Source organism: Paenibacillus swuensis, assembly GCF_001644605.1.
Lineage (GTDB): Bacteria > Bacillota > Bacilli > Paenibacillales > DY6 > Paenibacillus_N > Paenibacillus_N swuensis.
Genome location: NZ_CP011388.1, coordinates 3,624,588 through 3,639,975, shown reverse-complemented (window position 1 = coordinate 3,639,975; position 15,388 = coordinate 3,624,588). Strand labels below are relative to the sequence as shown.

16 protein-coding genes are annotated in these 15,388 nt (G+C 46.3%); all 16 read right to left on the bottom strand.

The features are described 5' to 3' along the window. Positions 1-14: 14 nt before the first annotated feature. Positions 15-713, bottom strand: coding sequence for a 30S ribosomal protein S2 (gene rpsB / locus SY83_RS16160; protein ID WP_068608387.1), 699 nt, complete (start codon positions 711-713; stop codon positions 15-17). Between the two features lie 202 nt (positions 714-915). Beyond that, a complete protein-coding gene (locus SY83_RS16155) occupies positions 916-1,425 on the bottom strand; it encodes an MltG/YceG/YrrL family protein (protein WP_068608385.1) in 510 nt (169 codons plus the stop codon). Continuing rightward, entirely contained in the window at positions 1,418-2,005 is a 588-nt protein-coding gene (locus SY83_RS16150) for a DUF6115 domain-containing protein (RefSeq protein ID WP_197479875.1), read from the bottom strand. The genes SY83_RS16155 and SY83_RS16150 overlap by 8 nt, the downstream gene beginning before the upstream one ends. A gap of 25 nt (positions 2,006-2,030) precedes the next feature. Next, positions 2,031-2,345: a hypothetical protein gene (locus tag SY83_RS16145; protein ID WP_068608381.1), complete on the bottom strand. Its 315-nt coding sequence runs from the start codon at positions 2,343-2,345 to the stop codon at positions 2,031-2,033. A gap of 48 nt (positions 2,346-2,393) precedes the next feature. After that, complete coding sequence (locus tag SY83_RS16140; protein ID WP_068608379.1) at positions 2,394-3,800, bottom strand: flagellar assembly protein A; 1,407 nt, start codon at positions 3,798-3,800, stop codon at positions 2,394-2,396. 49 nt (positions 3,801-3,849) lie between these two features. Then, entirely contained in the window at positions 3,850-4,635 is a 786-nt protein-coding gene (locus SY83_RS16135; protein ID WP_068608377.1) for a FliA/WhiG family RNA polymerase sigma factor, read from the bottom strand. Positions 4,636-4,651: 16 nt separating this feature from the next. Next, entirely contained in the window at positions 4,652-5,068 is a 417-nt protein-coding gene (locus SY83_RS16130) for a hypothetical protein (protein ID WP_068608375.1), read from the bottom strand. After that, the gene (locus SY83_RS16125) at positions 5,069-5,560 is read right to left on the bottom strand and encodes a chemotaxis protein CheD (protein WP_197480056.1); all 492 of its coding nucleotides are present in this window, start codon (positions 5,558-5,560) and stop codon (positions 5,069-5,071) included. Next, positions 5,560-6,183 (bottom strand): chemotaxis protein CheC, encoded by a 624-nt coding sequence (locus SY83_RS16120; RefSeq protein ID WP_068611144.1) that lies wholly within the window; start codon positions 6,181-6,183, stop codon positions 5,560-5,562. The genes SY83_RS16125 and SY83_RS16120 overlap by 1 nt, the downstream gene beginning before the upstream one ends. A gap of 5 nt (positions 6,184-6,188) precedes the next feature. Further along, a complete protein-coding gene (locus SY83_RS16115; protein ID WP_068608371.1) occupies positions 6,189-6,650 on the bottom strand; it encodes a chemotaxis protein CheW in 462 nt (153 codons plus the stop codon). A gap of 17 nt (positions 6,651-6,667) precedes the next feature. After that, the gene (locus tag SY83_RS16110) at positions 6,668-8,737 is read right to left on the bottom strand and encodes a chemotaxis protein CheA (protein WP_068608369.1); all 2,070 of its coding nucleotides are present in this window, start codon (positions 8,735-8,737) and stop codon (positions 6,668-6,670) included. Positions 8,738-8,803: 66 nt separating this feature from the next. After that, complete coding sequence (locus SY83_RS16105; protein WP_068608367.1) at positions 8,804-9,922, bottom strand: protein-glutamate methylesterase/protein-glutamine glutaminase; 1,119 nt, start codon at positions 9,920-9,922, stop codon at positions 8,804-8,806. A 56-nt stretch (positions 9,923-9,978) separates the two neighbouring features. Beyond that, a complete protein-coding gene (locus tag SY83_RS16100) occupies positions 9,979-10,863 on the bottom strand; it encodes a MinD/ParA family protein (protein ID WP_068608364.1) in 885 nt (294 codons plus the stop codon). Continuing rightward, positions 10,856-12,211 (bottom strand): flagellar biosynthesis GTPase FlhF, encoded by a 1,356-nt coding sequence (gene flhF / locus SY83_RS16095; protein ID WP_068608362.1) that lies wholly within the window; start codon positions 12,209-12,211, stop codon positions 10,856-10,858. The genes SY83_RS16100 and flhF overlap by 8 nt, the downstream gene beginning before the upstream one ends. Further along, the gene (flhA, locus tag SY83_RS16090) at positions 12,208-14,190 is read right to left on the bottom strand and encodes a flagellar biosynthesis protein FlhA (protein WP_407944631.1); all 1,983 of its coding nucleotides are present in this window, start codon (positions 14,188-14,190) and stop codon (positions 12,208-12,210) included. The genes flhF and flhA overlap by 4 nt, the downstream gene beginning before the upstream one ends. Positions 14,191-14,272: 82 nt before the next feature. Beyond that, complete coding sequence (flhB, locus tag SY83_RS16085; protein ID WP_068608357.1) at positions 14,273-15,361, bottom strand: flagellar biosynthesis protein FlhB; 1,089 nt, start codon at positions 15,359-15,361, stop codon at positions 14,273-14,275. Positions 15,362-15,388: the final 27 nt, after the last annotated feature.

The following is a 15,388-nucleotide window of genomic DNA, read 5'->3' as shown; positions in this document are numbered from 1 at the left end:
TGGTTACAGCAATATTAAGCTGTTGTAGTTTCGCCTTGGTTAGCCTCGATGATTGCATCAGCCATCTTCGCAGTCAACAATTTAACGGCACGGATTGCATCGTCGTTACCAGGGATAACGTAGTCGATTTCATCCGGATCGCAGTTTGTATCAACGATACCTACGATTGGAATACCGAGCTTGCGAGCTTCCGCTACTGCGATACGCTCTTTGCGTGGATCAATAATGAACAACGCATCTGGCAATCTCTTCATGTTCTTGATGCCGCCCAGGAACTTCTCAAGACGGTCTTTCTCTTTGCGAAGAATGATAACTTCTTTCTTAGGAAGCAACTCGAAAGTGCCGTCCTCTTCCATTCTTTCCAAGCTCTTCAGGCGATCAATACGCTTCTGAATTGTGGAGAAGTTTGTCAGAGTTCCGCCCAACCATCTTTGGTTGATAAAGAAGTTTCCGCAGCGCTCAGCTTCCTCTGCAACAGAGTCTTGAGCTTGTTTCTTAGTACCTACGAAAAGCATAGTGCCGCCTTCGGCTGCAAGGCTCTTAACGAAGTTGTACGCTTCGTCAACCTTTTTCACTGTTTTCTGTAAGTCGATAATGTAAATCCCGTTTCTTTCGGTGAAGATATAACGATCCATCTTAGGATTCCAACGACGGGTTTGATGTCCGAAGTGTACCCCAGCTTCTAAAAGCTGTTTCATGGAGATTACTGCCATCTTCACGCACCTCCTCAAAGTGGTTTTATTGTGTGTGTGATACCCTCCGCCAATCTCATCTTCATCTAAAACTTCCGGATGGAAGCACCCTCAGACAAATTAACCGGCGTGCGTTTTTAACACCGTCAATTACTATACCATATGCACCCTAAGGTTGCAACCTCCAAAACAGAAAAACCCCAAGGACCCCGCGTCTTTAAGGTCATTGAGGTTTCGTAATGATACTGATAATTTGCTGTGAAGATAATTCCCCTTTAAATTGTTTGAGACCGGGCTGTATTTTGCCGTTCGCTTCCTTCACTGTCATCAAATTTTCAAATGCAGCTGCATCCTTAATCACACCTACCTCAAAAAGGATTTCAGAAACCGTAGCCGAATCCAATCCTTTGGGTATGTATACGCTGCGGACCGTATGTGTTGGTGTTCCGGATGTTGAAGCCTCTTTAACCGATATAGGCTTATTTAGCTTCTTGGTTTCTGCCACTTTAATATCCAATTCGGCTTGGGTGTATAGTTTATCTTCAACTTTAGTTAACCGCAATCCTCTTTCCGCCGCTTGCTCTTCAAGCTCGTCATCCGTTAACGATGAAGGCAATGCGGCGGTCTGGAATTGTCTGTCTTTCAATTCGACGGATACCATCATCTGCAATAAAAGTGCTCCGGCGATGATTCCGAAACCAAGGCCCATTAAAAAGAAACGATTTTTAAGCACGCATCGAAGCCTCCTGTTGACCAAGTTGCAAGATCAGCTGCAGTTCGCCTTTGTTCATGGATAACGTTCTGGCAATGTACTCTGTTGACTTTCCTTGCTCATACAATCTAAATACCTCATGATATCGTTCCTTGATATTCATTGAAGAAGCAGACAATAACGCCGCCTGTTCATTCTCAGAATGTATTTCAGGGGATTGTTCAAGGTTTAAATCAGAGTGCATCAGGGTCTCCGCAGCAGCAGGCTCATCAGCATATGCTCGGGGAGCTTTCCATGCCTGCAACGTCTCGGACAATAATGAAACCTTCGCCGACAATCCCGCATTTTCCTTTTCCAGTTGCTCCACTCGATGAAGCAAACGCTGATGATCGGATGCCTGATTATTCTTCAGTGCGGCCAGAAGACTGAGAAGCTCTTTGTTCTCTTGTTCCATCTCGCCCATGAAGTGTCCCAGACTTTCATCAAATTCCTTCATTGTCGCGCCCTGATCCTGTACATGGGAACGTCGCGGCATCATCGATGCAAACACAGCCACAACTGAACCAAGCAACGCGATATAAGCCCAACTGTTCAACGCCATCACCTTGCTTTACTATTGGTTTATTTTAGAAGGAAACATCAATATGATGTCCTTTGAACGGATGTTCGGATTTCGCCTGATCCGGATGTTGCTTTGAATTCTTGCGGCGTTTACCGGGAGGTATATAGGGTGCTCCCTTGCGTTCACGATCTGAAACGCCTGATTTATCAGTCTCTTCCATCCTTGTACTCTGGCTGCGAGCTTCATCAGCCAGTTTAGTTGCATGTTCAGCTAACAATTGCTGATCTATGGAGGGCTTTTGATTCATCTCTTTCTGAATCGGCGTGATGTCGTTTGTCCGCGGAATCGCGATCTGCATTTCAATGGACCTTAGGCTCACAAAAACCCCTCCGTTCATTTCACAAATCATTTATTGAACACATGCTTGCTAATATTTTGAAACCATGGATATATCCCCGTCCAGAAACCGGAAAGAGATACGTTGAACAGGTTCTTTAATAAATTTGGTATATCTGCCGATAACAACACGGGATCCGCCATAGATGACATTCATAATATCAACATGCGCCTTCTCTGTGTCTTCCAACGTTTTTTCGATATCAAAAATCCGCTCCCGAAGCTCATTCTGTTCCTCAATTGCCTGACGTTTCGTATGACCCAGCTTTACCCGCATAGTTATTTTGTCTTGTGCCAGTTGTCCTGCGGCTGCAAGCTGATCCAAAAGTGCGAGAGCTTTATCGGTTTTGTCCAAATTGTCCATAGTAGTCTTAAGTTGAGAACGAAGCAACTGCATTTCATTTCTCATCTCGGGAACCACACCCACTTCAATCCCGGTCGAGGTTGACATTGTGTTCCCAACCGTACGGGCAACCACCTGCTCACCGGCTTGGATCAATCCGCCTACGATTAAACCTTTGGCTCCGTTACAATATACGCTTTTACGCGCCCGGACCTGAGAGTGCATGATGCTCTGTGTAACCCATACATCTTCTCCCGCATTGACATTTCCCTCTTGAATGAAAGAGGTCTTTACATGACCTGCAGCTCGGATGGAACTCTTGTTATGACCCAGGATGCCCGCCGTGATCTCAATAGAACCATCTGCAATGAGCTCCGCCCCTTCAACACCGCCGATTACACGAATATCACCGGCAGCCTTAACTCTGAATCCTGTCAGAACATTACCCCTGATTACGACCGTACCGACAAAATCAATATTACCGATATTGTAATCCACATCTCCATTCACCTCGTAAATTGGAAACACATTGATTTTGTCTCTGTCGGTCTTCGTAACCATACCGTCTATGGCGGCATAAACACAGTTCTGATCAGCATCGCATACTACATTTTTGCCGATCTTCAGCTTAGCTTCCTTGCCGTGCTTTCCTGATACGATTTCACCGGTTACGGCGCGTCCAGGAATACTTTCCTCCGCAGGGAACCGCTCTGCGATCCGTTGGCCTTTTTTGACATTACGCAAATTTATAATTTCTTTGTAATCGACAGAACCGTCCTGCATTTCAGCGGGTTTGCGTTCTCTGCTGTCAAGGTCGTATACATATTTCACAAAGCCGTCTTTGCCGTCTTGAGGAGCATCACCGACAGCCACCAGGGCTTGGTTAAACACATACTGCTTTGGATCAGAAGCCAGGTAAGCCAGAATATGTTGCTGAATTCCGTATTGCACAGAATTTCTCCGGAGTAACTCTTCAATTTCGGAAACGGAACATGTGAAATGATCATCGATGTCCACAAACTGTATAAAGGCCTTTAACTTATCATCGGAAAGGATTAAAGAAACGTAATGTTCGATAGGGTAGGTTCGAATCATATGGTGCGGGCCTCCTTTCTTGAATTTTATGGTATGACCACCGGAACAGTTATTCATTAAATAATTGGGTTTTGAATCGTCCCAAGGAGCCTCTTAACCGTAATATCGCTTTGGAGTGCAATTGTGAAATACGTGAAGGCGAGAGTGACATCACTTCCGCAATCTCACTTAACGATAAGTCTTCATAATATAATAAAGAAACGACGATTCGCTCTTTCTCCGTCAAACGCTCGATCGCCTTAACCAGAGATTCCTTAAGAAAAAATTCATTTACTTTATATTCCGGATTACGCGCCTTCTCATCTACTAGCATAGATAATCTAGTTTCAGACTCTTCATCTCCGATCGGATCTTCCAATGAACAAAGTGTGGTAATTGAAATTTCTTGAAGCATATGCTGAAAATCCTTTTCGGAAACGTCCAAATAATCGCTTATTTCTTCGTCAGTTACCGAACGCAGATGTTCCTGTTCCAATCTCTGGTAGGCTTCCTCCACCTTCTTAGCTTTCTCGCGAACGGATCTCGGAACCCAATCTCCTTGACGAAGACCGTCGATCATTGCGCCGCGGATTCGCCAAGAAGCATAGGTTTCAAATTGTAATCCCCGCTCATAGTCGAACTTCTCTGTTGCATCCATTAAACCCATAACCCCAAAACTGCCCAAATCATCTTTGGAGACGTTCTTGGGAAGACCTACCGCCAATCGATTAGACACATAATCCACAAGTGGCAGATATTGCTCAATAATCGCTTTCTTGGCCTCCAGATCGCCCTGCTCCTTCCAGAGCTTCCACAATTCCATGTTCTGCAGATGAGATGTCTTGGTTTCCATCATGGTTCACCATCCCCTACTATTCATTCAGGTGGCGTATCGCTTTAGCCAGCTCTTCAGGTTGAAGCTTATTCTTGTTGATTAACTGAGGTGGTTCAAGTGGTGAGAAAGAAAGGTCAATGCGTTCTGCTTCATGACCCTCTTTAAGAAGTTCGTGTAGCTCTTGCCCGTCATCGGGCGTAGTGTAGTCTAAAGTAGACCCTTTCATCTCTTCATCATGATTTGACGAGGATGTCAGTTCCGGTGAACTTTCACCCATGGCCATAAATAAGCCGGCCAGCCATCTGAGGAAAAAGATAATGAAGAATACAAGCGCAAAGCAATAAAGACTGCGAATGACCGAAGTTTGTAAGAGATTCGTACTAGATGATAATCCGAAAGTCAGCAACATACCTGCAAGCGCGCCAATGACATTCCAACGAATTGTTCCTATCATTTATAACTCTTTAACCCCTTGCTGCACACTGCGAATAATTAACTTTCCTGTTTCACTGTAGAATTCAATGGTCCGACCGTAATTACTTCCCGTATCTTCTGCAAGCAACGGGATTGAATAATTCTCCAGCATCCATTTGCATGACTCTACGTTTCGGGGTCCGATGCGCATCGTGTCGCTTCCATTACTGAATGCAAACATCTGTGAACCTCCCGCCATCTTAGCTTCCAGACGATTAGCTATTGCTCCGACCTCCGTCATACGCCGTATCAGTTCAGGTATCGCAGTATCCGCGTATTTGGCTATGTTCAACTGACCTTCTTTGGCAATTTCGGATGACGGAAGCATGACATGGACCATTCCGGCTACTCTGGTGCGCGGATCATAAAGTGTTAAGCCGACACAAGAGCCTAAACCCGTTGTTTTTAGAACCCCTGTAACGGAAGCGACATTCAAATCAGCCATTCCGACTTTAATTAACTGTTCGAGCATCATTCAACCGGCACTCCCAGAGCATCAAAAATTTTGTGAAATGAATCCGGATCGGGAATCAGAAAGAAATGTCCTTCAACCTCGTCTTGATCTTCAAGAAACTTTGTATCGATAACTAAGGCCGCGTCACCCATTTCACCATATTGAATCAAGCCATAGCTAAGCACAGCTCCAGCCATATCAATAGCCAGTGAAGGCACCGTAGGTGACATGGATAGGTTTGTGAAGTCAGCTAATGATGACAAATAAGAGCCTGCGAGAATGTTTCCAATTTCATTTAGAGCAGACAGCTCCATCTCGGTGTACTGACCTTCCTCACCGACGGCTTCAATCCCTGCGAAATTGTTCAATAGTCTTCTGGCAGAATCCTGATTGATGATGAAAAACATATTGCCGGGTGCATCCCCCACCACTCTCAGGAAAATCGCTATGACAATATGTTCGGAACCGCCAACCCGCTCAGCGACCTCCTCGAAAGGAACCAGATTTACTTGAGGAACAAGCATATCAATCGGTTTATCAAGCAGCCGAGATAACGCGGTGGCGGCGTGCCCCGCACCTATATTCCCCACTTCTTTAAGGACATCATATTGAAGCTCTGCCAACTTCTTGAACAATTCCACCGCCATCAACCCTCTATGCTTTCTAACTGTATGATTTCATTCTTGTTCAAAACTTCATGAAGGTTCAACATGACCAACAATCGCTTGTTATCCAATTTAGCGATACCACGCAAATATTTGGCTTTGACACCACCTACAACTTCTGGCGGATCTGCAATTTCATCGGTATCCAGATCAATGACATCACTTGCGGAATCTACAATCAGTCCCACCTCAAGATCGGCTAATGCTACTATAATCATTCTTGAATTCTCGTTATATTCCGCTTGAGGCAGATTGAACCGTTCGCGCAGATCAATAATCGGAACTACAACGCCTCTTAAATTAATAACCCCTTTTACGAACGCCGGCGTTCTGGGAACACGGGTTATAGGTAACATTCTCTCAATGGTGCGGACTTTATCAACCTCTACTCCATATTCTTCATGAGCTAGTGAAAATACGATGAATTTAGTTTCCTCTGCCATTTGTAAACATCCTCCCTCTATTTAATCATTGCGTTCGGATCGATAATTAAAGCCACCTGACCGTCTCCCAATATGGTAGCGCCAGATACGGCATAAAGGCTTGTAAAGTATTTTCCCAAGCTCTTGAGTACGATTTCTTGCTGACCTATAAATTCTTCCACAGTCAATGCGGCCAATTTATCGCCCTTTCGAATCACAACAATTTCAGTTTCAACTTCATCCGTCTCGCTGTAATCCGGACTCAGAAACAATTCACTGAGGGATACAATCGGAATGACCTGGTTGCGATACTCGATCATGCGGCTGCCATGTACATTACGGATATCTTGTTTCTGAATAACTCCCGTTTCAACAATGGAAGACAAAGGTATGGCATATTTCTCGGAGCCTAGCTTAACCAGCATCGCTGAAATGATCGATAGTGTGAGTGGAAGCTGAACTGAAAACTTCGTACCCACTCCAAGCTTCGAATCAATCGATACATTCCCCCCAAGCGCGGTAATCTTGGCCTTAACGACATCGAGCCCTACTCCCCGGCCTGAAATATCGGAAATTTTCTCCGCTGTGGAAAAGCCGGCGGAAAACAAGAGATTGTACACTTCTTCGTCCGACATCAAGGGAGCTTGTTCCGCTGATACAACCCCTTTTGAGATCGCTGATTTCAGTACGCCGTCCCGGTTAATGCCTCGTCCATCTTCTTCAATTTCAATAAAGACCGAATTACCGCTATGGTAAGCTCTGAGAGATACGGTACCTGTTTCATCTTTACCTGCAGCTATGCGGTCTTGAGTCGGTTCCACCCCATGGTCAACCGCATTTCGAAGCAGATGCACCAAAGGATCACCGATTTCATCGATTACGGTACGGTCAAGCTCCGTGTCGGCGCCTTCAATAAATAAATCAACTTTCTTATCCAGAGATTTCGCTAAATCCCGAATCATTCTAGGAAAACGGTTAAAAACCGAATCTACAGGGACCATGCGTAATTTCAGAACGATGTTCTGCAAATCACTGCTTACCCGGGACATATGCTCCACAGTCTCGGTCAGTTCCGGCTTACGAAGCTCGCTCGCCAGCTGCTCCAGACGCACTCGATCAATCAACAGCTCACTAAACAAGTTCATTAATGTATCCAATCGCTCAATATCAACACGGATGGTGCGGTTGGATACTTGAGCTCCCGCATTCCCGGTGGCCTTGGCTTTGGGAACGGAGTCAGCCGCAGGGATCTTAGCGGCTGTAACAGTTGGAATCGTCGCAGAGACGTTCGAGATTCCAACTGCTGTTTCTTGACTAGCCTTGGATGCTGCTTCCATGCTGCTTAACGATTCGGCATCCATCAATGTCACTTTAACAAAGTCCACTTCCGATACTGAAGCTATGAACCTTTCAATTTCGGTCTCTTCTTTACCAGAGATATAATAGACAGAAAACGATCGGTCAAACTTTTCCTGTTCAATGTCTTGTACAGATGGAGAGGATTTAACCACTTCCCCGTTCTGCTCCAACTGATCAAAAACCATGTATGCTCTTACGGCTTTAAGGATACAATCCTCGCGAAGGGAAACCTCCAGGAAATACACATGATTTCCCTGATCCATGGATTGTCCCAATACAGATAATTGAAATTCATCCAGTTCAATATGACTTTGAGGCCGTTCCGACGAGCTCTTTACTGAACCGCTCTCACTCTTGTTCATCACATGTTCCCCGTCGACAATCTTCTTTAAATTGTCCACGATTCCCGTTACATCGGCTGTTCCTGAACCGCCCTGAATGATATCTTGTACCATCGTTTCCAGAGAGTCCAAGCCTTTGAATAACGTATCAAAGATGAATGCATCCATATCCAGCTTGCTGTTACGCACCAGATCCAGGACATTCTCCATCTCGTGTGTAAGCTTAGCGATATCTTCATAACCCATTGTGGCGGACATGCCCTTTAAGGTATGAGCCGATCTGAAAATGTTCTGTACAATGCTAATATCCTGAGGATTTCCTTCGAGTGCGAGTAAATTTTCGTTTAGTGCTTGTAAATGATCATTGGATTCGTCAATAAACATGGATAAATATTGATTTGTGTCCATCCCGCACCTCCTGTGCCTTCGCTATAATTTATTGCAAATTTTTCTATTAAACAAGAAGCTAAGTAATTACGTTGACGGCAGGAGTTCTGTAAGTTTGCGGGGGATCTCCGTCACAGGCAATACATAATCTACACATTGTTGCTCAACTGCGGACCTTGGCATGCCATACACAACGCAGGTCTCTTCGGATTCGGCTATAGAAGCGTGACTTCCTGCGGCTTTCAGCGCTTTCATCCCTTTGGCTCCGTCACTTCCCATCCCCGTCATAAGCACAGTATGTATAGGGAGAGTCGTTACATAAGGAAGCAACGATTCAAATAATACGTCTACCGATGGCCTATGCCCTGACCTAGGTTCTTCTTTCGTCAATTTCACCTGATACCCGCTAGTTCGATCGTTCTTGGCTAAATGCATATGCCATCCGCCGGGAGCGATATAAGCTGTACCGTTTCGTAACTCCTGACCATCCTCAGCTTCAACTACACGGATTCGGGAGAGAGAGTCCAAACGCAAAGCAAGTGAGTGCGTAAACTTTGGAGGCATGTGCTGAACGATGAGGATCGGGGCCGGAAAATGCTCCGGCAACGCGGAAAGCACCTGCTGTAACGCCCTCGGCCCCCCCGTCGAAGTTCCAATGGCAACCAATTTCTGGACGGGTCCGATTCGGTTTGGTTTAAGTACCGCAGGCACCGATTGGCGGGTTGGAAGCCTACTCCCCGCATCACTTAGAACGACCAATTCATCCTTCGCAACCTTCACGCTTGACATTGTTCGAGACTTTAGGTTCACGGCAACGGCGATCCTAAGTTTCTCATGCAGCAACAGTTTAACTTTAAATACATCTAAAGAAATGGAACCTGAAGGCTTCCGCACAAAATCGACCGCGCCGCGCTCCAGAGCGAGTATCGTCTCGCGGGCACCGTCAGAGGTTAGGCTGCTTAACATAATGACCGGCACCGGCGTCTCTTCCATAATATGTTTAAGGGCGTCCAGGCCGTTCATCTCGGGCATCTCAACATCCATGGTCACCGCATCGGGCCGTAATTCCTTCACTTTGGCAATAGCTTCTCTACCGGTCTTCGCGGTCCCCATAACCGTGAACAAGGGGTCTTCTTCAATCAGATCCGAAATGACTTTACGCATGAAGGCCGAATCGTCTACGACTAGCACTTGGTATTGAGCCATTCGATTTCACTCCTACATTCGTGATGACAGAACTTAAGCAGAAAGAAGGTATGGAATCATGTAATCCAACTTTTCATTTTATTCAAGAAACCTTTCATGCCCCCGCTCTGCGAAGAATCAGGGTTTACCCGACGGGCTCCTTTCTCTCCGAGCAGAAACCGATCCGCAATTTCTTGAATGTTCTTTGACGCCGAGCTGCCAGGATAAGCTATCGAGAAAGGTATCTGTCTCTTTACAGATTTGGAAACGTTCGGATCATCAAGCACATAACCAAGCGTTGGTATATCCAGATCCATAAATTTCTTTGCCACAAGACGGATCTTGTCCGAAGTATGCTGGCCTTCCTTCCAATCGGTAACTCTATTAATAATAAGCCTGTAATCTACTTCATATTCCATAGAATGAACCATCTTGATGATAGCATATGCATCCGTAATGGAAGTTGGTTCAGGCGTTGTAACTACGATGGTTTCTTGGGCTGCAACTATAAATTTAAGTGTCTCCTTGGACAACCCCGCACCTGTATCAAATATAATATAGTCTACCGTACCGTTTAACAGTTCCACCTGAGAGGCAAAATAATCAATCTCTTCCTGAGAGAGACTCAATAAGTCGTTGAAACCCGAACCGCCTGCAATAAATTGTAAGCCATAAGGACCTGTATGAATAATTTCATGAATTGACTTTTCTCTCTTCAGCAGGTGATACAAATTATACTTGGAGGAAACCCCCATCAACACATCTATATTGGCCATCCCGATATCCGCATCGAATATTAACACCTGGTAGCCCTTCGTTTGAAGCGCAAGAGCGAAGTTCAAAGTGAAATTTGACTTCCCCACCCCGCCTTTACCGCTCGTAACCGTAATGACCTTCGTTTGTTTATCTCTTTCGGGAAGGCCCTGGAGCAGATTACGCAAGCTTTGCGCCTGGTCACTCATGCCCATAGCCCTCCATCAGTTGTTCCGTCAAACGCTGGACATCCGCCTCTTTAATGTCATCCGGCACATTTTGACCGTGGGTCACATAGGAGAGTTTCAAGTCAAAGTCATACATCAGATTAGCTACTGCTCCATAGGAATCGGTTTCATCCGCCTTTGTAAACAAAACTTTGTCTACATTGTATTTAATGAAATTCTCAGCTACCGCTTTCATATCCCGGTATTTCATAGTTAAACTAAGCACAAGATACGTTTCGCTTACACCCTCGGAACGCAACAGACTGTTGAGTTCGGACACGTACATTTCATTCCGAAAGTTTCGGCCGGCCGTATCCATAAAGATCATGTCGCATTCCGACAAGTTGCGGAAGGCCCGGGTTAATTCCTGAGGGGAAAATACCACTTCCATTGGCACGTTCAAAATAGTAGCATACGTTCTTAATTGATCTATCGCGGCAATACGATACGTATCCGAAGTGATAAACCCGACTTTTCGGTTGTATTTCAGCACTTGTTCCGCGGCAAGCTTGGCAATTGTGGTGGTCTTACCTACTCCGGTAGGACCGACAAAGTGGATCACACGAGCAGAACTGGTAATGTTCATGCTGTCAGAGCGAGTCATGATCCGTATGAGTTCCATGCTGACAAGTTGAGCTGTTTCCGCTTCGGTAGGATCTAGATCAGCTTCTTGCACAGTTTGCGTTACATGATCCATCAAGTGTGATAATAACTCTTCACTGATATCTTGATGACGCAGATGTTTCTCTAAAGTAACCAGCGCCTCCGGCGTTCGTTCATGAGCTCCCCCTTGCCTGGAAAGCTTATGAACGAGCTCCTTCATCTGCCGAATCTCCTCATACAGCCTGTCGTCCCGAGGCGCGACAGGCGTTACGCCCGTCAGAACGTGCTCCGCGTGTTCCGACGGCTTCCTCGTCGCCGCTGCAAGCGGCGATGGCGCGGGCGCGTGAGAACTGTGCTCCTCCGGGAGCGCAGTTCTCGCGCCGCCGCCCGCGGCGTAGGCTTTGGCCGCAGCTGCCGGAGGCAAGCTTGCGGCAAGGGCTTGCGCCGCCCCCGAGGATGTCGGCGGCGGCGCAGTTTCCGCGGGCGCGGCTGCATGCTGCAGCGCCTGCTCGAACTTGACCGCGGCGGAAGTCTTCGCCGCGGGCGGTTCTTGCGCCGCCGTATCGGTGGCGGCGATGACCTCGATCTTCTTCTTCCCGAAGAGACCGAGGAAACCGCCCAGCTTCACAGCTTTCGTATTCAGAATCACGGCGTCTTTACCGAGCTCGTTACGGATTTTGTGCATCGCTTCAGGCATTGTATCTACGATATATTTTTTGACTCTCATAAGTTCACCACCCCTACGCTTTGAATTTCAACGTTAGGTTCCAATTCACTATAGGAAAGTACAGGTACATCTTGCATCGTTCTATCCATTAACTGGCGTAAATACATTCGAATCGTTGGTGAGGTAAGGATTAGAGGCTGCGCTCCGCTTTGAATGAGCTTGTTAATCTGTTCCACCAATTTTTGATAAACGGTTTGTGTAGCATTCGGATCCATCGCCAGATAACTGCCTTGCTCTGTTTGTTGTACCGATTCCGCAATTTTCTTCTCGAGGGAAGGTCCGACCGTGATCACTTTGAGCGCTTCTCCCGTTTGCGTATATTGCAGTGTAATTTGTCGGGACAAGGCTTGTCGAACGTATTCTGTCAACACATCCGGGTCCTTCGTATATCCGCCATAATCGGCAAGCGTTTCAAAGATCGTCACCAGATCGCGAATGGAAACCTTCTCTTTCAGCAACTTGGCCAATACCTTCTGGATATCCCCCAGGCTCATCACATTCGGAATGAGCTCGTCGACCAGGGCCGGGTTCGCATCCTTCACGTTATCCACCAACGCCTTCGTTTCCTGACGGCCCAGAATTTCATGAGCATGTCGCTTAATAACTTCGGTTAAGTGTGTAGCCACAACGGAAGGCGGGTCAACGACGGTATATCCGGAGAGCTCGGCTCTCTCTTTGTTGGCCTCGTCAATCCATAAGGCAGGAAGGCCGAACGCGGGTTCCACCGTCTCAATACCCGCGATTGAATCATCGTCATACCCCGGACTCATGGCCAGATAATGATTCAATAACAGTTCACCCCGCGCCACGGTATTCCCTTTGATTTTAATGGCGTATTCGTTCGGTTTGAGTTGAATATTGTCGCGAATCCGAATGACCGGAACGACCAGACCCAGTTCAAGCGCACATTGCCTGCGAATCATAATAATTCGGTCGAGCAAATCTCCGCCTTGCTGCGTATCAGCCAAAGGAATCAGACCGTAGCCAAATTCGAATTCAATAGGATCCACCTGAAGAAGCGAAATAACACTTTCCGGACTGCGAACCTCTTCGATCTGCTGTTCCTCCTCCATCTGCTCGTCTTCAATCTGTTTCTTATTGAGGTTCTTCTGCATGGAGTAGCCCGCGTAAATCAGCAATAACCCGATTGGTAAAGTCGAAATGGGTCCGATCGGAGTAAAGAATCCCAGAAGAAGCACCGTGCCAGCAACAATATACAACAGCTTAGGCTGACTAAACAGCTGCGATGTAATATCATGAGACAAATTCCCTTCGGACGCGGAACGTGTAACGATTAGCCCTGCCGCTGTAGAAATTAACAGCGCAGGTATTTGACTAACAAGTCCATCCCCGATGGTTAATATGGAATACGTATGTAAGGAATCCCCGAAAGACATGCCATGAATCGCCATGCCGATGATAAACCCGCCGAACAAATTGATGATCAGGATGACGATACCGGCAATGGCATCCCCCTTAACAAATTTACTCGCACCGTCCATCGCACCGTAAAAGTCCGCTTCCCTCTCAATTTTGGAACGGCGTTCCCTCGCTTGATGTTCGTTGATGAGGCCTGCGTTCAGATCCGCATCTATACTCATTTGTTTACCCGGCATCGCGTCCAACGTAAAGCGCGCCGCTACTTCGGCCACACGCTCCGAACCTTTGGTAATAACGATAAATTGCACAACAACGAGAATTAGAAAGATGACGAAGCCCACGGCAATTTGACCGCCGGCCACGAAATTACCGAATGTTTCAACGACATGCCCCGCATACCCATTAGCAAGAATGTTACGCGTAGTAGAAACGTTCAGCGCTAAGCGGAACAATGTAGTAATTAACAATAAAGCGGGAAATATGGAAAATTGCAAAGCATCTTTTGTACTCATCGACACTAATAAAATCGTTAATGCCGTAGAAATATTAATGATCAAGAGGACATCCAGCAGCCACACCGGCAACGGCAGCACCATCATCAATACAATACCGATTATGCCGATCAGGATGGATAAATCTTTGAGTTTCAATCTGGGTCCTCCTTTAACTAAGATGTAGGTCTTACACTTTACGTTTCATTTTATAGACATAAGCCAACACTTCGGCAACCGCTTGGAATAGCGCAACCGGAATTCCCTGACCGATCTCAGCCTGATCATACAAAGCCCGGGCTAAAGGACGATTTTCCATCGTTAAGATGCCTTCTTGTTTTGCAATCTCTTTAATCTTCAATGCCACATAATCTTTACCTTTGGCCAACACCAGCGGAGATTCCATCGTCTTGGCGTCGTATTTCAGGGCGATCGCGAAGTGTGTAGGGTTTGTAATGATGACATCCGCTTTTGGCACTTCCTGCATCATACGTTGCATCGCCATCCGTTTTTGTTTCTCCCGGATTTTAGCTTTAATCAGCGGATCGCCCTCGGACTTTTTATACTCATCCTTGATGTCTTGTTTGGACATACGAAGGTTTTTTTCAAAGTCATATTTCTGATAGGCATAATCCAGCACCGCAAGCACGACCAGAATAGCCCCTATTTTGATACCTAGCGACAACACTAATCCTGCTGAAAACGTGAATATGGATTCCAGCGGCACCGTGCTTAGCGCGATGATGTTCATGCGCTCTCCCCATAACGTCATGTAAGCAACAATCCCTACAATGAGTACTTTGGCTATCGATTTCAGCATCTCCACCAAGGAGCGCAATGAGAAAATGCGTTTGGCACCTTCCAGGGGGTTTAACTTCTCGAACTTCATCTTGAGAGGATCGCCTGTAAGCAGGAATCCGAATTGCGCATAATTCCCAAGAATAGCCACAATAACGGTAATGGCCATAATTGGCGCTATGAGAATCAGACACTGGGTAATCAAATCACCGAATATTTTGCCGACATTGGCTTGCGTGACCTGCATGTTCATATAATCGTGGAACGTTACTGAAAACAAACGATAGATGCGCTCTTTGTAAAATTCCCCGAACATGGAGAACGACATAAATGAAATTAAGAGTATAAAAGCGCCGGGAATTTCCATGCTCTTGGCCACTTGGCCTTTTTTGCGGGAATCTTCACGTTTCTTGGGCGTTGCCTGCTCGGTCTTTTCTCCTGAAAATTGCTGCAGGTTCAGCTTGAGACGCAGCGGCTGCACAGGCAACCCTCCGTTTCTATGCGATTC